The following is a 16,503-nucleotide window of genomic DNA, read 5'->3' as shown; positions in this document are numbered from 1 at the left end:
ACGGCACGGATAAGCAAACCGAAATTGGATTCTAATTATAATTATCCCGGAAATCGTATCTTAGCATAGATAAACTATAACCCTTGTATCTTATGAAGAATCAGTTGGCTATGGGGGCGATTATGGCCCTGTTAGTACCTTTTGCAGGTCGTGCGCAGGTCGTGCGGGAAGCAGTAATTGCTGCCGAAACAGCTTTTGCTGCACAGTCTGCACAAGCGGGCACAGGAGCTGCTCTTTTGGCGCACAGCGCGCCAACGGCACTGGTTACAAACGAAGGCAAGTGGGCCAACGCACAAGAGGTGTGGAAGGCGCGCACCTCGCAGGCTGGCAATTATCAGTCTCGGTACCCGGTGCTGGCCGATGTGGCCCAGGGGGGCGACTTAGGCTACACCACCGGCCCTTGGACGGCTTATAAGAACAACCAGCCTCACACCTCCGGCGAATACGTGACCGTGTGGCGCAAGCAGCCCGATGGCAAGTGGAAGTTTGTGGTAGATATGGGCATTGAGCGCATTGGCACGGCCCCCACAAAGACGGCCAACGTGCCGCAGCCGCACCTGCTGCCTGCGGCAGCCACTCCGAGCACAGCGCCTTCGAATATTGTGCTTGATATCGACCGTAAATTTTCCATTGCCCAGCAGCTAAAGCCGGGGGCTACCTACCAGCAATACCTGAGCTCCGAAGCCCGCCTCTACCGACCGGGCTTATCGATGATGCAAGGCGCTGCCGCCGCCGCCAACATGAAAAATCTGGACGGCAGCTACCTCTTCACACCCGTGACCGGGTACCTGGCCGCATCCGGCGACCTAGGCTACGTGGTAGGCAACCTAACCCGCCCCGCTGGCACGAAGCATCCCGAAGAAAACGGCAGCTACCTGCGTATCTGGCGGCGCGAAGCGGTTGACGGCTGGCGTGTGGTGCTGGAGGTTTTCAATTTTACGCCTGGCGCCCAGGATGCCGTAGCGGCCCCTGCGCCCGATAAGGAGCCAGCATCGGGGCAGTTGCCTTCCACGCCTTCTAATTAGCGTTACGACGAGCATTTAGATAAGCTGCGAACTAAGAGAAAGCCCCCATCTACAGGTAGATGGGGGCTTTCTCTTAGTTCAAAATAAAGGTTGTGTTAGGCGCCTGTGGCCGCCAAGCGCACCACCAGCCCGTCGGTGCGGGGGGTGAGGCGAATCTGGCAGCTGAGGCGGCTGCCAACGTGCACCACGGGCAGGGTTTCGAGCATGTCCAGCTCGTCGTCGCCGGCCTCCGGGAGGGCAGGGCCCGCCAGCACTTCCACGTGGCAAGTGGCGCACAGGGCCATGCCTCCGCAGGTGGCCATGATGTTATAGCCGCTGGCTTTGAGCAGTTCCATCAAACTCAGGCCCATGTCGGTGGGGCCAATGAGCTCGGTGCGTTGGCCGGGGGCATCCTCGACGTAGATGCGTATGTCTTCAGTCATTGGGTTGTGGGCGGTTGCTAGTTGGCCGCTGTTGGTTGAAACAGGCCGCAAATACGACCCGACAACCGACAACGGCCAACGAATAACCAATTACATAGAAGGCACCCCGTTCACCGTAGTGTACTTAAGGGTATACTTCTTGTCGGGGTAAATGTATTTGAAGGCGCCCTGGCACATGAGCGCGGCCTCGTGGAAGCCGCAAAGAATGAGCTTGAGCTTGCCGGGGTAGGTGTTGATGTCGCCGATGGCGTACACGCCGGGCAGCGAGGTGCTATAGTCCAGGGTGTCGACCACGATGGCGTCGTCGGTCAGCTCAAGTCCCCACTCGCCGATGGGGCCAAGCTTGGGCGTGAGGCCAAACAGCGGGATAAAATGGTCGAGCGGCACGGTAGAGGCCGTGCCGTCGTTGCCGGTGATGGTCACTTCGGCCAGCTTGCCGTTGCCGTGCAGGTGGGTGACATTGCTGGAGAGCACCAGCTTGATTTTGCCGGCTTCAGCCAGATTTTTCACTTTCTCGGCCGAGTCGGCGGCGCCGCGGAAGGTAGTGCCGCGGTGCACCAGGGTCACATCAGAAGCCACGTTGGCGAGGAAGTTGGTCCAGTCCAGGGCCGAGTCGCCGCCGCCGGCGATGACAATCTTCTGGTTGCGGAAGTACTCGGGGTCGCGCACCATATAGTGCACGCCTTTGCCGCCCTCAAACTGCTCGAGGTTTTCGACGGCAGGCTTGCGCGGCTCGAACGAGCCCAGGCCGCCGGCAATGGCCACGGCTTTGCAGAGCACTTCAGTGCCGTCGGTGGTGTAGAGCTGGAAGGAGCCGTCGTCGAGCTTGGCAAACCGCTCCACCCGCTCGCCGAGCGTGAAGGTGGGATGGAAGGGCTCAATCTGCTTCATGAGGTTATCCACTAGGTCGCCGGCCAGGATTTCGGGGAAGCCCGGAATGTCGTAAATCGGCTTTTTGGGGTAAATCTCAGAAAGCTGGCCCCCGGGCTGAGGCAGGGCGTCGACGACGTGGCAGCGGAGCTTGAGCAATCCGGCTTCAAAAACTGCAAACAAACCAACCGGGCCGGCCCCGATGATGCAGATATCCGTGGAAATTACGTTGGGCATAATAGCAATAAGTGCCTGAATAAGCGCTTGGTGAAAAGCGACCGCAACCGTGAGGAAGCCGTTCGGCAAAGGTACGGTTCGCGGCCGGGGCTGCCAACGGCGACCCGGTTTATAACAACCGGCACGGCCAAATCGTTGGCTTTTATCAAGCCCTTTGCGCTCAGGTTGCCGAGGCAATCAAAACTTGGGTGCTTTCATCAGCTGTGGCGTCAATGTCGTCCAGGAACTGGGCAGCTTCCCAAATAGTAAGAAACTGTCGCACCGGCATTACCTGGCTCGTGGTCACTTCGTCGCAGGAGCGACGGGTGGGCAGGCCGGGCACGTGCACTTCGGCCACCACGCTCACGCCCCGCTGCACGATAAGCTGCTCCACGGCCTGGAACTTGACCCGGAGGGTTTGGCTGGCTTGGTTAACCACCTGCATGTCGCTTAGAATACTGAATCCAGGGCTCACTTCCGCCAAAGCAGCCTTCCAGTCTTCGATATAGTGAGGGAGGCAGGTAGCTTGTTGCATTTGCAGGAAATTCTGGTAAAAAAGCCGGTTTTTTTCATTTTCTACCGTAAGCTGGTATTCGGGGCGGAAAGCAATAAGACGCATAAAAGCAACAAAGACATAGCAGCTCAAGCCGCGATTAATACGTAAGGCTCAAGGAAGCTACAATATTACTACCTAGCGAGGTTGCATTACTCGCGCCCCCAACTAAAATGAAATAGCGACGCTGGAGGTCAAATTGCCGTAGCTGTTGGCCGAAGGATTTTCGACCCGCGAAAACACGGGCGCCCGGCCTTGCAGGTAGCGTCCTTCCAGCCGCAGCAGCACATTGGCAGTGGGGGCATAGTCGAGGTTGAGGGACCCTCCCCCGGCCCGAAAGTCGGCGTCGCCAAAAGCGGGCGTGCTGCTGTTGATAATTACGCCCCGCTCGGCCACGTAGTACTCGGCCCGGGCAGTGGCAAACCATTTATCGGCCAGTTGGTAGCGCAGGAACGCCGCGCCCGTGTGCCAGGTGTCGTACTTGCCATAAACCGCGGTTTCCTGCTTGCCCACGTCGAATACCCCCGCTACGCTCAGGTGGCTGGTGAGGGCATAGGTGAAGTAAAAATTGTGGAAGTAACGGCGGTACTGCGCACTGCCAAAGGGCCCTTCGATGCCAGAAAACGTGCTGCTATTGATGAGAAGCTTGTCGCTGGGCTTCCACTGAATCTGGGTGCCGAGGGCTTTGTTTTCGTTGGTTTCGCGGATGTTCTGCCAGCCGTTGAGCACAAGCGCTGTCAGGGTCAGTTTGGGGTCGACTTCGTAGGTAAAGCGGGCTCCGGCTTCGTAGTAAGGCGAGTTCTCGGCCATGAGGGAGCGGGTTAGCGTCCAGTTCTCCTTGCTGATGGCCGATTCGAAGCCGATGTGGGAAGTGAAAATGCCGACATCGAGCCAGGTTTTTTTGAAGGGTCGAAACCCGGCATATGCTTCGTAGAGGTGCCGGAACGTGGGGTCCTCGTCGGCGTAGTTGGCCTCTACGTACGAACCGGCGTGTAGGCCCAGGGCGCCGCGCACCTGCTCGTTGTTGAAGCGCACGCCCACCACGGCTTGGTTCACGCTGAACTCGTTCTGGCGGTTGTGCGAGTAGAGGAATTCTGGCCGGAAGTTCGAGACATCGTTCCCAGAGTCGTAGCCGTAATAAGCATCAACCGCACCGTAGAAGGTGAATGGCTTGGGAGCAGGTGCCGTAGAGGAAAGGGAATCGGTAGGAGGGGCCGTTTGGGCCCGCGCCACCGCGGTGGCCGCCACCAAAAGGAAAGTAAAAAGTTGCTTCATATCAAGACAAAGGTGGTTTAGTAATGGCCATTTGCTCGCATTGTGGGTCTCGCTTTAAGCTCAACTTTATAAAAATTTCGTGGGCCTGCCCCAATCCATGTACCACCGGCGCAGCTGTTGCGTTTAGTTGCTGTGGTTATCGGCCGCAGGGCATTTCGCTGCGTAATGCCTATACTTCGTGCCAAAACCTTGCCTAGCGCTTTACCTATGCCGATATCCGTTTCCGTGGGGCAGCCCGCTTCACGTCTTTTTCGTTGTTTCCGGCTTGCCGGGGTGTTTTTTGGGACGATTTCACTACTGGGCAGCTGCAGCTCAGAACCCGCCGATACCAAAACGGGCAGCACTGCCAGGGGGACCAAAACCGCCGCTACCGCCCCGGCTGCGGCCGAAGTGGCTCCACTGCGGGTAAATGTATTTTTGGAGTACTCAGGCGGCATAAAAGGCTTTGTGCCCCGCGGTGGCGCCGACAAGCCGGCCACGGAATTTCAGCAGCGCATTGGCGCGCTCATCACTGAAACCCAGGTGAGTTCGGCAATAGCCGAGCGCAAGTATTACCTGTGCGAAAACGCCGCGCCCCGGGCCGTGCCGTTTCAGCAGCTGCGCGATGTGGTGCAGGGCGAAGTGAACCAAGCCGCCCTCGGTACCGAGCTGCCGCAGATGCTGGAAGGCATTCTCAACATGCCGCAGGCCACGCAGCAGGTGAGTGTGGTTATCTCCGACTTTATTTATGGCCCGGCCCGCAAGTCGGACTTTTCTCAGCTGCCCAACCTGATTCGCACCTCCATAGCACCCGTGAGCCAGAAGCAGCTGGCCGTGGCCGTGTTTGGCGAAGCTTCGCGCTTCTACGGCACCTACCACCCAGCCGTGAAAACGCCCATGACCAAGCGCACGCTCAACGGTGAGAAAGTGCCTTACTACGTGTGGGTGATTGGCCCGCCCGCGCTGGTGGCCCGCTACACGGCCGAGGTGTTTAAGAACGCGCCGGCCCAGCAGGCCTTCTTCGGCCTGAAAACCGACACGCCCGCCTTTGCGCCCCTGCTTACCAAGCTTACCGACCCGAAATTAAAGCCGAGCGGCGGCACTGTGTACGCCGAAAACAACGGCCTGACGCTTAACCCTTCCGATGGCCCCGTGGACTTTTCGGTTGGTGTAAATTTAAGGGAATTGCCTGCCGCGTGGCAGAAACCCGCATTTTTGGCCCAACATATGCAGGTGCGCCTGCCCAACGGCCAGGCCTCTCTGGTGCCCAACTCGGTGCGCCCCCTCACCGATGAAGAGCAGAGCGGCCAGCCGGTGCTGGCACCCTACACCCACGTGATGCGCCTGCGGGTAAGCAAGCTGGCCAGCGCCACGGCCACCCTCAGCCTGGCTCTGCCCGCCCCGGAAACGCCGGAATGGGTAGCCGCTTGGTCGACGACCAATGACAACACCCCCGCCCCGCGCACCTTCGGCCTCGACCAGATTCTAGCCGGTGTGCGCCAATCGTATCCAACTCCGTTACCGCCCGTTTTCACGGTTCAGCTTCCCCTTAAAAAAGACTAACAACCCGCTTGCTCTTCTATGCAAACCTTCTTCACTAGCCTGTACTCGGCTCTGATTTCCATCTTTCAAAGCCAGCGCCCTGCCGACTTCGGCTTGTATAAGACTGACTTGTTCTCGCTTGTGGGGTGGAGCACGCTGGGGGTGTCCCTGCTGCTAGTCGTGTTGTTCTATTATGTCTTCAACTCGGCCCTGCGCACCGGCATGTTCCGCACCACGCATTGGGTGCTGACCCTGGGGCTGGCCGCCGGCCTGGGCACGTTTCTGGCCAATTCGCTGAGCAAGAGCCACGGCGCTGAGTCCAGCAGCTACCTCGGCTATTTCATGGTGGTGAACATGCTGGTGGCTGCCCTGTGGTTCCTGCTGTTTTCGGTGCTGCTGAAGCGCTGGAGCACCTACGCGCGCACTACGCCGTTTGTGGGGCCGTTTTAATTTTCCTTATCTGTCATCCTGAGCTTGCGAAGGACCTTGTCACGTCTGCGCAACTTAGGTTTACTGCAAGTTGTGCTGGCCTAATTAGGTCAGTCGCAAGCTCAGGATGACAGCTCCTCTATAAGCTACTTGAGATAACCAATGCCTAAACTCTTCATTTTCGCCGTGGGCGGCACCGGGGCCCGCGTGCTGCGCTCCCTCACCATGCTGTTGGCCTCGGGCGTGCGCATTCCCAACTGCGACCAGGTAATTCCCGTCCTCATCGACCCTGATACCCAGAACGGCGACGTGACCCGCACCGTGGCGTTGCTCAAGCGCTACGCTCGCATTCATGAAGCCCTGTACGGCGATGGCCAGAAGGAAAAAGAGGGCTTCTTCAGCCAGCCAATGAACACGCTGGCCCACCTGAACACGAGTGGGGGTGGCGAAGAGCTGCGCGACTCGTTTGTGTACGATTTCGGCGGCATCAGCCAGCCCTTCCGCGACTATTTGAAATACAACGACCTCTCGGTGGAAACACAGGGTTTGGTCGATTTGCTATTCACGCAAGACAGCCTCGCGGCCAACCTCGACGTGGGCTTTCGTGGCTCGCCCAACGTGGGCTCGGTGGTGCTCAACGCCGTGGTGCAGTCCAAGGAGATGCGCTACCTCGCCCAGAGCCTGCAAGACGGCGACCGCGCTTTTTTCATCAGCTCCATATTTGGGGGTACCGGCGCGGCAGGCTTCCCGCTGCTGGTGAAAAACCTGCGCGACTCTAATTCGGCCCTGGCCCACCCCGAAGTGCGCCGCCGCATGAAAGCCGGTGCCCTGGTCATGCTGCCTTATTTCAAGCTGCAGGAGCCTTCGGTGGATGAGAAAGCGGCCGGCCAGGATTTTATCGATTCCAATACCTTCATCACGAAGACCAAAACGGCCCTCTCGTACTACGCCGACAACCTGCAAGGCCTGGAGGCCATGTACTACCTCGGCGACCAACCCGGCCAGCCTCTGGCCAACCACCCCGGCCGCGCCGAGCAGCGCAACCAAGCTCACTTGCTGGAGCTGCTGGGCGCCCTTTCGGTGCCGCATTTCATGGAGTTGCCCGACAACCAGCTCGACGCCGGCCAGCCCCTCTACCACGAATATGGCCTTAAAGCCGATGCTCCCGAAGTAGATTTCGGCCAGCTGCCCAGCGACCTACGTCAAGAAGTAGCCCGCCCCTTGATTCAGTTGCACTACTTCGCCCGCTACTTCCTTAAGCACACGCCCGACGACGCCAAGGCGCCGTACTACGAAGCCGGCAACCTATCGGCTCAGCTGCGCAACAACCGCGCCCTGCGCGAGCTAAACGACTTCTTTGGCGACTACAACGAGTGGATTCGCGAACTGGGCGTCAACCAGCGCCGCTACACCGCCATCCGTGCCGAGGAGATGGACTTCAACAAAATGGTGGCCGATAAAACGGTTGAAACCGGCATCTTCAACAAAGGCATCACGCCCGGCTACTTCCGCGACGAACTGACGAAGGCCGTGGGCAAAGCCACGCTGAACAACCCCACCGAAAACGAAGCTTTGCGCTGGGTTGTGAAAGCCTTTGAAGACGCGACGGGCGAGATTCTGAATAAGAAACTTCAGTATTCGTAGCCACTCTAAACAATCAAATTTAAAGTACAACATAGAATGTCATGCTGAGCGGAGCCGAAGCATCTCTACCGCTTCGTTGCAGTAGTAGCATTGATTACTCCCAAGGTGAGATGCTTCGGCTCCGCTCAGCATGATGTTCTGGTTCGTTTGTAATCCAAAAAATGGCTAAAATCCTGCGTTTGCACGATACCGGCTCCAGCACCCATGAGGGTTGGGGCCCGACTGGTAAAATTGGCCCCCACGAGGTGGAGCGTCTGATGGACCCGCAAGGCGGCCGCGCCGCCAAAGTGGCGGTTTCCATTCCATCCCCCTTTGCCCGCATGCACCTGGTCGAAACCGCCCTCCGCTTTGTGGGTCAGGGCGGTGGCAATCAGGACTCGGTGTACCACCAGCTCGTGAGTCACTTCTGGGACGTGTGGGAAATGGTGTTCAACTACCACCAGCGCAAGCTGGCCAGCCAGCGCCTGCAAATTCGGGCCTGGCACAAGGACGAAGAGCTGGCCCGCCTGCGCGCCAACCCTGCCACCCGCCCCCTAGCCGATGTGCTAAGCCTGTACCTCGACGGCCGCTTTGCGAAGCTGACCGAGATGCACCTCATCTACTTCCCCGGGGCCAACGGCGTGCCCCAGCTCATTGGCGGCACCTCGCCGCTCACGCTGTTTTTCCCAGCGCCAAACGTGAAGGCTCTGCCGGTGCAGCGTCCCCAGGGTGGTGGCTATTACTTCGATAACCAGTACGTTTCGCTGGGCAACCGCGAGGCCGCGTTCCGCGACTTCGTTTATCAGCAGTTTGTAGGCGACCCGGCCCTGATGGCCCTGGCCCCGCTGGTGCGTGACACCCTCGACCGCGGCATTCTGCAAAAGTGGGCCATGGAAGGCAGTGCCAACCTCGGCAACTTCCCGGTGCTCACCGATGCCTCGAACAATCAGATTGACGTGGCCGGTGTGCTGCTGCGCGTGCGCCCCGACGAGGGCACCGTGCGCAACTCCGACCTGTTTATCCGGCCCAGCCGCACAGGCGTTGTCGGTCCGCTGCCCATCGTGCTGCGTCCCGGCTTAAAAGCCGTAGGCAAGCGCTACTTCAACGAAACGATGTTTGCCGATAGCGGCGCCATTGTGCCCGCAGCCGATGCCCGCCCGCTGAAGGAACGCACCCTGCCCGGCCCCGAACTGCCGTACCCGTACTTGACCGTGAATGACTTGCTGGAGGAGGCCCTGCTCACCGTGCCTTATGAGGTAGATGAGGCACGCTTCCACTGCGGGTACTTGAAAATATCGCCCGGCTTTAAGCCCAGCACCTGGCCGCTACTGCCCATCAAGCCGGCCTACTTTGACTATTTCACGCCCCAGGACTTGGCCGAGCACCTGAGCATGGAGCTGGACCCGGCTTGTGTGCGGGTGAGGCTGCGCGTGCCCGTGGGCAGCGGCGACTTTGTGGACTACGAGCGGGCTTACTACCCCAACCCCCAGGGCGATAACCTGGGTCGCCTGCTGGTGACCAACGTGGCTCTGTCGGTGTTCCCCTTCGTGAAGCTGGTGGATGCGCCTCAGTACAACGACTTCTATAAAATCATGCTCGTGGATGCCAACAACATCGACCCGAGCATGGTAACCAAGAAGGTGGACCTGAAATTCTGGGTCGATGGCCGCTCGCTGAGCGAAACTGGCACCGACCAGCGTGCCACCCGCTACGAGCGCACTGTCAAAACCAGCCAGGACGAAGGCAGCATCTACTACGAAGTACGCGGCACCCATTTCGATTACCTGGAGGTCATTAACCCGGCGCCCGCGGCAGGCTCGGCGCTCGTAATTCCGCGCTGGCCCGAGGTGCGGCAGGGCACCAAAGAGTACCGCTTTGCCATCGACTTCGGTACCACGAACACCCACGTGGCCATGCAGGACAGCCCCGGCCAAGAGCCCAAGCCCTTCAGCTTTGGCCTGCACGACACGCCCGTGGCGCTGCTGAAAAAAGCTACCGCCGAGCCCGACCGCACCGCCTACGAGCGCCTGTACCGCGGCATCGACGACGACCCGGCCAACTTTGTGCAGATTAAGCGCTGGCAGCAGTACCAGGAGCGTGAATTCGTACCGCCCATCATTGGTGCCGACAGTTCGCCATATGCTTTCCCGGCCCGCACGGCCACGTACGAGGCAACCAACTACGCCACGCAGGAGTTGAGCGTGTTGGGAAACATCAACGTGGCCTTCGGCATCATCACCGAGGAGCAACGCCGGCCCAACTACCACACCAACCTGAAGTGGGATAATAGCCTGAACCAAGCCAGCACCAACCGCGTGCGGGCTTTCTTTCAGGAAATTCTGCTGCTGTGCCGCGCCAAAGTAGCCCAAAACGGCGGCAACCTGGCGGCTACTCAAATCACCTGGTTTGCCCCGCTGAGCTTCTCAACTTATCAGCGCAACCTCTATCAGCGCGAGTGGGACACGCTGTTCCATCAGGTTTTCCACACCACTAACTCCATGCCTTGCATGGTGGAGAGCACGGCCCCGTATTACTACCTCACCCGGCGCAACATCGTGACGCTGGGCCCCGGCGAAAACGCGGCCTTCATCGACATTGGCGGCGGTACCACCGATGTGCTGCTTTATGCTGACCGCAAGCCGGTGCTGAGCACTTCGTTCCGTTTTGCCGGCAACGACCTGTGGGGCGACGGCGGCGCCGAAGTGCGCGGCTCTAAAGACAACGGCCTTGTGCGCTTCGGCGTGGCCGGCGTGCAAAGCGCCGTGCTTTCGCCCGCTGCCCGCCGGGCTCGCGAATATGTGCTGGTAGCCGAAGGAACCGACAACTTCGGGTCGGAAGACGTGGCCAGCTTCCTGTTCAACTACGACCAGCTGCTGGGCTTCAGCGAGCGGCTGCTGCGGGCTGAGCACCTGCGTGTGCTGTTCTACCTGCACTTCGGTACGCTAATCTACCACGTGGCCCAGCTAGTAGCAGCCAATGGGCAGCAATTGCCGCGCTACCTCTGCTTCACGGGCCGTGGCAGCCTCTACGTGCGCTTGCTGGCGGCTGGCTCCAACCTGCAGCCAGTGGAGAAACTGGCCCGCCTGATTATGGAGAAAGCCACCGGCCAGACTGTGCCAACGGACTTCCGCATTAAGCTCGCCGACGACCCCAAGCAAACCACAGCCAATGGCGGCGTGCTCGCTACGGGCCAGATTCCGCAAGACCCGCCCTTGGTGCGCCCAATCGGCATCATGCCCGACCCAGAGATTCCCCAAGCCGATAAAGGCGAGCACCACCTCGAAGCCTCCGGGGTGACCGACGAAATCAAGCAAGCGGTGTTGACCAACGCTCGTGCTTGCCTCAAGCTATTGCTCGAGGACCCGGAAATGAAGCGCTTGCAAGCCGACCTGGGCGTGAAAAACGACCCCGGCCTGGTGATGGGCACCTTGGAGCGCCACCTAGGCGATTCGTTTAATCTCTATCGGCAGCAGTACGCCGATGTGCTGCGCGACGGCGACACCATTCCCGAAACGCTGTTCTTTCTGCCGTTCAAAAACGCACTCTATGAGCTATCCAAGGTGCTTCATGACGCGCAGCCGCTCAACTAGTCGCTTTAGGCTAGGAGCGCTGTTGCTCTTGCTGGCTCTGGGCAGCGAGCCGGTGGCCTACGCACAGCCCTCGGCCGATTCGCTTAGCGAAGCGCCCCTGGCAAGCTCGTCGGTGCTGGAAGATTCTATGCCGGTGCCAGACTCAAGTCTGGCGCCGGCACCCAGCGCCCCGGTGCCCGCGCCGGCCTCCAATTGGCCTTGGATATTGGGTGTGCTGGGGGGCATCGCACTGGGCGTGTTGGGCGCACGCATGTGGGCGCGCTCATCGGCTCGGCCGCAACGGTCGTCGTCTCAGGGGCGTGGCAGGGACAGCGCTGCCGGGCCGGCTGCATCGGTTCCGGCCCCGGTGTCTCAGCCAACAATGCACAAACGTGGCGAAAACGTGCCCAAGACCCCAGTGGGGCAGCCGGTGCACAGTGTGCAAAGCCCACCGGCGCCGGCGCCAAAGCCGTTGTCCAAGCCTTCCGGAACAAGCGGAAAACCGAAACCTAAACCCAAGTCTAACCAGCCGGTCAGCCGTTCTTCGGCTTGGCCGCCGGCTGCGCCCCGTCCCGCTATGAATCCTACCCAGCCCCCCGTGCCGCCCACCCCCGGCGAGCCTCTGGAAATCGGTCAAACCGTTGAGTGGAGCGCCTCTGCGCCGCCTTCCATTCACGAATTAATTGACGCCAGTGCCGAAGAGGTGACAATTGACCGGGACGCCCGCGTTGAGTCCCTGATGGCATTGGAAGACGCGGCTGCATCAGCCGCTGCCGGGCCAATTCACTACTACGCGCCCGCTCCGGACGTACCCAGCATCGAGCACCGCAAGCTCAGCCCCAACCCGCTGCCGCAGATGCCTTTGCTTATCACATTGGCCCACGCCGACGCTACCACGGCCCAGTTCTGTTTCAGTCCCCAGGCCGACCAGTCGCGCATCATTGGGAACGGCGTGCGAGAGCTGAAGGAGTTTTTTGCGTTCGAACTACCGCCCACTGAGCAGTTTACCACCATCACCAACCTGACGGCAGGCAAGCTGGAAAAAACGGACGGTTCCTGGCAAGTAGTGGGGAAAGCAGTAATTGCGCTGAGCTAACCTTAGGGGTGCCTCGCCGCATTTGGTACGATGCCGGTACTGCCGCAGTAACTTCGGCAATTATTTGACGAAGCCTCTATGCTCTTTATTGAAATTGCCCTAATTCTGGCACTCGTAGCGTGGCAGGCCGTGGTGTTCTGGCGCAACCGCCAGCTGACCGACCGGGTAGCGGCTATGTACCCGCCCGCGGGTGCCGTGGCCGTGCAGCCGATAACCTACACTGCGGCTAATCCGGAGAAAAACTTCGCCGTCCAGTACGACGCCCTCATCACCCGCGATGCCTCGCCGGAGTTTGCGCAAATCATTGCGGACACCAACGAGTACCTGCAAAACAACCGCGGTGCCGCGGCCGACTTCGGCATTCTGAAAGACATTTCGGAGCGCCACGCCGAAGCCTTGGACGAAGAGATTCAGGCCCAGATTGCCACGCCGCTGTACCTGGGCCTGCTGGGCACCTTCACAGGCGCCATCCTGGGTCTGGTCTCGCTGGTGGGCAACCCGTTTGCGGAAGTAGCAGCCGACCCGGCGCTGGACACGTCGTTCAGCAACAACGACGTGCAGCATTTCCTGGGCGGCGTGCTCATCGCTATGATTGGTAGCTTGTTTGGCTTGGCCTTCACGCTGGCTGGAAACCAACTGCTTAAGCAAGCCCGGGCCCAGCGCGACCGCAACATAAACGCCTACTACACTTACCTGCAAAAAGCCCTGCTGCCCAAGCTGAACTCTGACATGCAGGCGGGCATGGCAAACCTAAAATCGGTGCTCGACACCTTCAACGCCGAGTTCTTCAGCCAGATTCAGAACGATTTTTTCAGCAAAATTCACGAGTTTACGCCGCTCATTGCCAGCATCACCGAGAACGTGAGCGTGCAAAAGCGCTTCCTAGAGCAGCTGGAGAAAATTGGCTATTCGGAGTTGGCTAATGCCACCATCAAGGTGTTCGACAGGGTAGATGAAAGTGCCCAGACCTTCGAGAAGTTCTTGGGCTACCAGCAGGCGTTGAATACCACCGTAACGCACAGCAACGAAGCAGCCCAGACCATCGGCGCGCTGCTCAACCGCCTCACCGCTCTAGAGCAGGGCCTGGCCAGCGTGCCGCAATATCTGCAGCAGCATGACGATGCCCTGCGCCAACAAGTGGCGTTTTTCAGCCAGCACGGCAAGCTGCTGGCCGACTTGGGCGCTCAGATTCGCCAAGGCGTGAGTGAGGGCGTGCATCGCATGGACGAGCAGCTCGACGGCCGCCTGCAGGAGCTGCAGCAGGAAGCTACCGAAGCTCACGAGCAGTGGCAGCGCCATTTTCGTGAGCTAAACAACAACAACGTTTACCAGAAAATAACGGAGTACTTGAACCCCTTTACGCAGCTGCCGGCCCAGCAGCAGCAACTAAACGTGCTACAGGAGCGCCAGGCGGCCTTGGCTGCTCAAGCCATGCAGCGCATGGAGGCCCGCCTGCTGGCCGACGCGCAACTGCAGCAGCAGCTGTTGCAGCAGGTAGACCGCACAAATAAGGTGCTAGAAGAGCTGACCAAGCCCAACTGGTTTCAGCGGACGGTGCTGGGGAAGAAGTAGTGCTAATAAGCTTTAATAAGAACGTCATGCTGAGCGGAGCCGAAGCATCTCTACCGCGTAACTTAATAAATTACTCTCGTGGTAGGGATGCTTCGGCTGCGCTCAGCATGACGTTCTACTAATTCAAAAAAATAGCCAACCGATGAAAGAGAGCAGGGACTTCTTCTGGCCCAGTTACGTGGACCTTATGACGGCCTTGTTCCTGACCATGCTCGTCATGTTCGTACTCAGCTACAAGCTTTTCAAAGACAAGCAGCGTGACAACGACAAGCTCATCTACGACCTCAAAGTGCAAGTGCAGGAAAAGCGCAAGCTCGATGAGATAAAAGCGGCCCTTAAGCGGCTGGAAAGCGACTACTTCGTGTACAACGAGCGCTACAAGCGCTACGAGCTGAACTTCCCGGTCACGTTTGCCTCCCAAAGCGCCGTGCTGCCCACCGAAGCCCAGGCCCCGCTGATAAAAGCCGGCCGCTTCTTGCTAAACCAGATGAAGGCTCTTGAAACCGACGACAACGTGCAGTACCTTATTGTAGTGGAAGGCCGGGCCGCCAAAGACCTTCGTTTTCCTGCCTCCGACCCGCGCAATCTTGACGGTCCGGCGGTGCGGCAGTTGAGCTACAGCCGGGCCCTGGCCGTTATTCGGCTGTGGGAGCAGGCCGGGCTGCGCTTTCCAGGCAACCTGGAGGTGGTGGCAGCTGGCAGCGGCTTCCGCGGTGCTGGGCGGTACACGGGGTCGCAGGAGGGCCTGAACAAGCGGTTCATCATTCAGGTGCAGCCCAAGATTGGCTCGATTGGGAAGTAGAGTGCGGTCCTGTTATTGAGAGGAGGCAAGGCGAAGCAATCGGTCCCGCTCTTAGCGACCAGCCTAATAATGTAAAAGCCCCGTCACTGCGCAGTGACGGGGCTTTTGTTGCTTACATAAAGGTTTGTCACACCATTAAGCTGGTCGCTGAGAGCAGAACGGATTGCTTCGTCGTGCCTCCTCGCAATGACACTTTTGGGGTCTAGTACCGGCGGTTGATGCAGTTCAAATCTTCGAAAGCCTGCTTGAGGCGCGTTACGAAGGTTTCTTCGCCTTTGCGCAACCACACGCGGGGGTCGTAGTACTTCTTGTTGGGCGAATCGGCGCCGCTGGGGTTGCCAATCTGGCCCTGCAGGAAGCCTTCGTTCTTCACGTAGTAGTCCTTGATGCCTTCCCACAGCGCCCACTGCAGGTCGGTATCGATGTTCATTTTAATGGCGCCGTAGCTGAGTGCCTCGCGAATTTCCTCCTGGCTGGAGCCCGAACCGCCGTGAAACACGAAGTCGATGGGCTGGGGGCCGGTGCCGAAATGCTCCTGCACATACTGCTGCGAGTTCATCAGGATTTTGGGCTGCAGCTTCACGTTGCCGGGCTTATACACACCGTGGACGTTGCCGAAGGCGGCTGCGATGGTGAAGCGCGGGCTCACTTCGCTCAGCTCCTTGTAGGCATAAGCCACTTCCGAAGGCTGAGTGTAGAGCTTGCTCGAATCCACGTCGGTGTTGTCGACGCCGTCTTCTTCGCCGCCAGTCACGCCGAGCTCAATTTCGAGCGTCATGCCAATTTTGGCCATGCGCTCGAGGTAGCGCTTGCAAATTTCGATGTTCTCCTCAATAGGCTCTTCCGAAAGGTCGAGCATGTGCGAGCTGTATAGCGGTTGGCCGTGCTGCGCATAGTACTTCTCGCCGGCTTCGAGCAGGCCGTCAATCCAGGTAAGGAGCTTTTTGGCAGCGTGGTCGGTGTGCAGCACCACGGGCACATCGTATAGCTCGGCCATGAGGTGCACGTGGTGGGCTCCCGAAATGGCCCCCGCAATGCTGGCGCGCTGGCCGTCGTTGCTCACCGACTTGCCCGCATAAAACTGCGCGCCACCGTTCGAAAACTGAATCATCACCGGCGAGTTCACGGCCTTCGCTGTTTCCAGCACGGCATTCACGGTGTTGGTACCCGTCACGTTCACGGCCGGGAGGGCAAAGGCATTGGCCTTGGCGTGTTGGAACAAGCTCTGGACTTCGTCGCCGTGCAGGACGCCCGCCCGCAGGCCGGTAAGGGTTTGGTCAGCCATAAAAAGTAGTTATGCGGCAGAGCCGCGGTGGTGGGGAAAGAAATTAGCTCAGAAAGAACGGCCCTAGGCAGGTGCCGGACAGCAAAGTACGGTCGGCGCTGCCTAACCTGAAAGGCTTCGGGGTAACGACCCGCTTTTCAGCCCCATTGCCGCAGTTTTTAGCTCTGTTATGGTTCTTGTTATGGTTCTTGCTATGCCCGCTAAACGAAGTGAGGCCGACCGTTGCAGCGGTCAGCCTCGGGCTT

General features: G+C 59.3%; 14 protein-coding genes. 8 read left to right on the top strand and 6 right to left on the bottom strand.

Going from position 1 to position 16,503, the window contains the following annotated elements:
* The first annotated feature begins 92 nt into the window (after positions 1-92).
* Positions 93-1,025, top strand: coding sequence for a DUF4440 domain-containing protein (locus ACP7AJ_RS08985; protein WP_426059857.1), 933 nt, complete (start codon positions 93-95; stop codon positions 1,023-1,025).
* Positions 1,026-1,120: 95 nt separating this feature from the next.
* Here the strand turns inward: ACP7AJ_RS08985 and ACP7AJ_RS08980 are convergent, their stop codons facing one another.
* The 4 genes from ACP7AJ_RS08980 to ACP7AJ_RS08965 all read right to left on the bottom strand — a co-directional run bounded on the left by ACP7AJ_RS08980 (position 1,121) and on the right by ACP7AJ_RS08965 (position 4,361).
* Complete coding sequence (locus tag ACP7AJ_RS08980) at positions 1,121-1,447, bottom strand: 2Fe-2S iron-sulfur cluster-binding protein (protein ID WP_426059856.1); 327 nt, start codon at positions 1,445-1,447, stop codon at positions 1,121-1,123.
* Between the two features lie 90 nt (positions 1,448-1,537).
* Positions 1,538-2,554, bottom strand: coding sequence for an NAD(P)/FAD-dependent oxidoreductase (locus ACP7AJ_RS08975; protein WP_426059855.1), 1,017 nt, complete (start codon positions 2,552-2,554; stop codon positions 1,538-1,540).
* A 160-nt stretch (positions 2,555-2,714) separates the two neighbouring features.
* On the bottom strand, positions 2,715-3,152 hold the full coding sequence (locus ACP7AJ_RS08970) for a hypothetical protein (RefSeq protein ID WP_426059854.1): 438 nt from the start codon (positions 3,150-3,152) through the stop codon (positions 2,715-2,717).
* Positions 3,153-3,254: 102 nt separating this feature from the next.
* Positions 3,255-4,361 (bottom strand): porin, encoded by a 1,107-nt coding sequence (locus ACP7AJ_RS08965; RefSeq protein WP_426059853.1) that lies wholly within the window; start codon positions 4,359-4,361, stop codon positions 3,255-3,257.
* Positions 4,362-4,568: 207 nt separating this feature from the next.
* Here ACP7AJ_RS08965 and ACP7AJ_RS08960 point away from each other — a divergent pair, with 207 nt between their 5' ends.
* The 4 genes from ACP7AJ_RS08960 (at position 4,569) to ACP7AJ_RS08945 (ending at position 11,524) form a co-directional block, all read left to right on the top strand.
* A complete protein-coding gene (locus ACP7AJ_RS08960) occupies positions 4,569-5,903 on the top strand; it encodes a hypothetical protein (protein ID WP_426059852.1) in 1,335 nt (444 codons plus the stop codon).
* A gap of 18 nt (positions 5,904-5,921) precedes the next feature.
* Positions 5,922-6,332, top strand: a complete 411-nt coding sequence (locus ACP7AJ_RS08955; RefSeq protein ID WP_426059851.1) for a hypothetical protein — start codon at positions 5,922-5,924, stop codon at positions 6,330-6,332.
* A gap of 141 nt (positions 6,333-6,473) precedes the next feature.
* Positions 6,474-7,955, top strand: coding sequence for a hypothetical protein (locus ACP7AJ_RS08950; RefSeq protein WP_426059850.1), 1,482 nt, complete (start codon positions 6,474-6,476; stop codon positions 7,953-7,955).
* 161 nt (positions 7,956-8,116) lie between these two features.
* Entirely contained in the window at positions 8,117-11,524 is a 3,408-nt protein-coding gene (locus tag ACP7AJ_RS08945; protein ID WP_426059849.1) for a hypothetical protein, read from the top strand.
* A 57-nt stretch (positions 11,525-11,581) separates the two neighbouring features.
* On the opposite strand, the gene ACP7AJ_RS08940 is transcribed toward ACP7AJ_RS08945, so the two are convergent.
* Positions 11,582-11,776, bottom strand: coding sequence for a hypothetical protein (locus ACP7AJ_RS08940; RefSeq protein ID WP_426059848.1), 195 nt, complete (start codon positions 11,774-11,776; stop codon positions 11,582-11,584).
* A gap of 304 nt (positions 11,777-12,080) precedes the next feature.
* Here ACP7AJ_RS08940 and ACP7AJ_RS08935 point away from each other — a divergent pair, with 304 nt between their 5' ends.
* From ACP7AJ_RS08935 to ACP7AJ_RS08925, 3 genes are all read left to right on the top strand, one after another.
* Positions 12,081-12,599: a hypothetical protein gene (locus ACP7AJ_RS08935; protein WP_426059847.1), complete on the top strand. Its 519-nt coding sequence runs from the start codon at positions 12,081-12,083 to the stop codon at positions 12,597-12,599.
* A gap of 78 nt (positions 12,600-12,677) precedes the next feature.
* Complete coding sequence (locus ACP7AJ_RS08930) at positions 12,678-14,171, top strand: hypothetical protein (RefSeq protein ID WP_426059846.1); 1,494 nt, start codon at positions 12,678-12,680, stop codon at positions 14,169-14,171.
* A gap of 142 nt (positions 14,172-14,313) precedes the next feature.
* A complete protein-coding gene (locus tag ACP7AJ_RS08925; protein ID WP_426059845.1) occupies positions 14,314-14,973 on the top strand; it encodes a hypothetical protein in 660 nt (219 codons plus the stop codon).
* 202 nt (positions 14,974-15,175) lie between these two features.
* Here ACP7AJ_RS08925 and fbaA read toward each other — a convergent pair whose 3' ends face one another.
* Complete coding sequence (fbaA, locus tag ACP7AJ_RS08920) at positions 15,176-16,258, bottom strand: class II fructose-bisphosphate aldolase (RefSeq protein WP_426059844.1); 1,083 nt, start codon at positions 16,256-16,258, stop codon at positions 15,176-15,178.
* Positions 16,259-16,503 lie beyond the last annotated feature (245 nt).

This window comes from Hymenobacter sp. B1770 (genome assembly GCF_049896385.1).
In the GTDB taxonomy this organism is placed as follows: Bacteria; Bacteroidota; Bacteroidia; order Cytophagales; family Hymenobacteraceae; genus Hymenobacter.
Note: the sequence above shows the minus strand (reverse complement) of the source record. Positions and strands in the feature narration are given on the sequence as shown.

Excerpts from the sequence above, each read along its gene's own strand:
- ACP7AJ_RS08985 (WP_426059857.1), top strand. The coding sequence starts at position 93 with ATGAAGAATCAGTTGGCTATGGGGGCGATTATGGCCCTGTTAGTACCT.
- ACP7AJ_RS08980 (WP_426059856.1), bottom strand. The coding sequence starts at position 1,447 with ATGACTGAAGACATACGCATCTACGTCGAGGATGCCCCCGGCCAACGC.
- ACP7AJ_RS08975 (WP_426059855.1), bottom strand. The coding sequence starts at position 2,554 with ATGCCCAACGTAATTTCCACGGATATCTGCATCATCGGGGCCGGCCCG.
- ACP7AJ_RS08970 (WP_426059854.1), bottom strand. The coding sequence starts at position 3,152 with ATGCGTCTTATTGCTTTCCGCCCCGAATACCAGCTTACGGTAGAAAAT.
- ACP7AJ_RS08965 (WP_426059853.1), bottom strand. The coding sequence starts at position 4,361 with ATGAAGCAACTTTTTACTTTCCTTTTGGTGGCGGCCACCGCGGTGGCG.
- ACP7AJ_RS08960 (WP_426059852.1), top strand. The coding sequence starts at position 4,569 with ATGCCGATATCCGTTTCCGTGGGGCAGCCCGCTTCACGTCTTTTTCGT.
- ACP7AJ_RS08955 (WP_426059851.1), top strand. The coding sequence starts at position 5,922 with ATGCAAACCTTCTTCACTAGCCTGTACTCGGCTCTGATTTCCATCTTT.
- ACP7AJ_RS08950 (WP_426059850.1), top strand. The coding sequence starts at position 6,474 with ATGCCTAAACTCTTCATTTTCGCCGTGGGCGGCACCGGGGCCCGCGTG.
- ACP7AJ_RS08945 (WP_426059849.1), top strand. The coding sequence starts at position 8,117 with ATGGCTAAAATCCTGCGTTTGCACGATACCGGCTCCAGCACCCATGAG.
- ACP7AJ_RS08940 (WP_426059848.1), bottom strand. The coding sequence starts at position 11,776 with ATGCGTGCGCCCAACACGCCCAGTGCGATGCCCCCCAGCACACCCAAT.
- ACP7AJ_RS08935 (WP_426059847.1), top strand. The coding sequence starts at position 12,081 with ATGAATCCTACCCAGCCCCCCGTGCCGCCCACCCCCGGCGAGCCTCTG.
- ACP7AJ_RS08930 (WP_426059846.1), top strand. The coding sequence starts at position 12,678 with ATGCTCTTTATTGAAATTGCCCTAATTCTGGCACTCGTAGCGTGGCAG.
- ACP7AJ_RS08925 (WP_426059845.1), top strand. The coding sequence starts at position 14,314 with ATGAAAGAGAGCAGGGACTTCTTCTGGCCCAGTTACGTGGACCTTATG.
- fbaA (WP_426059844.1), bottom strand. The coding sequence starts at position 16,258 with ATGGCTGACCAAACCCTTACCGGCCTGCGGGCGGGCGTCCTGCACGGC.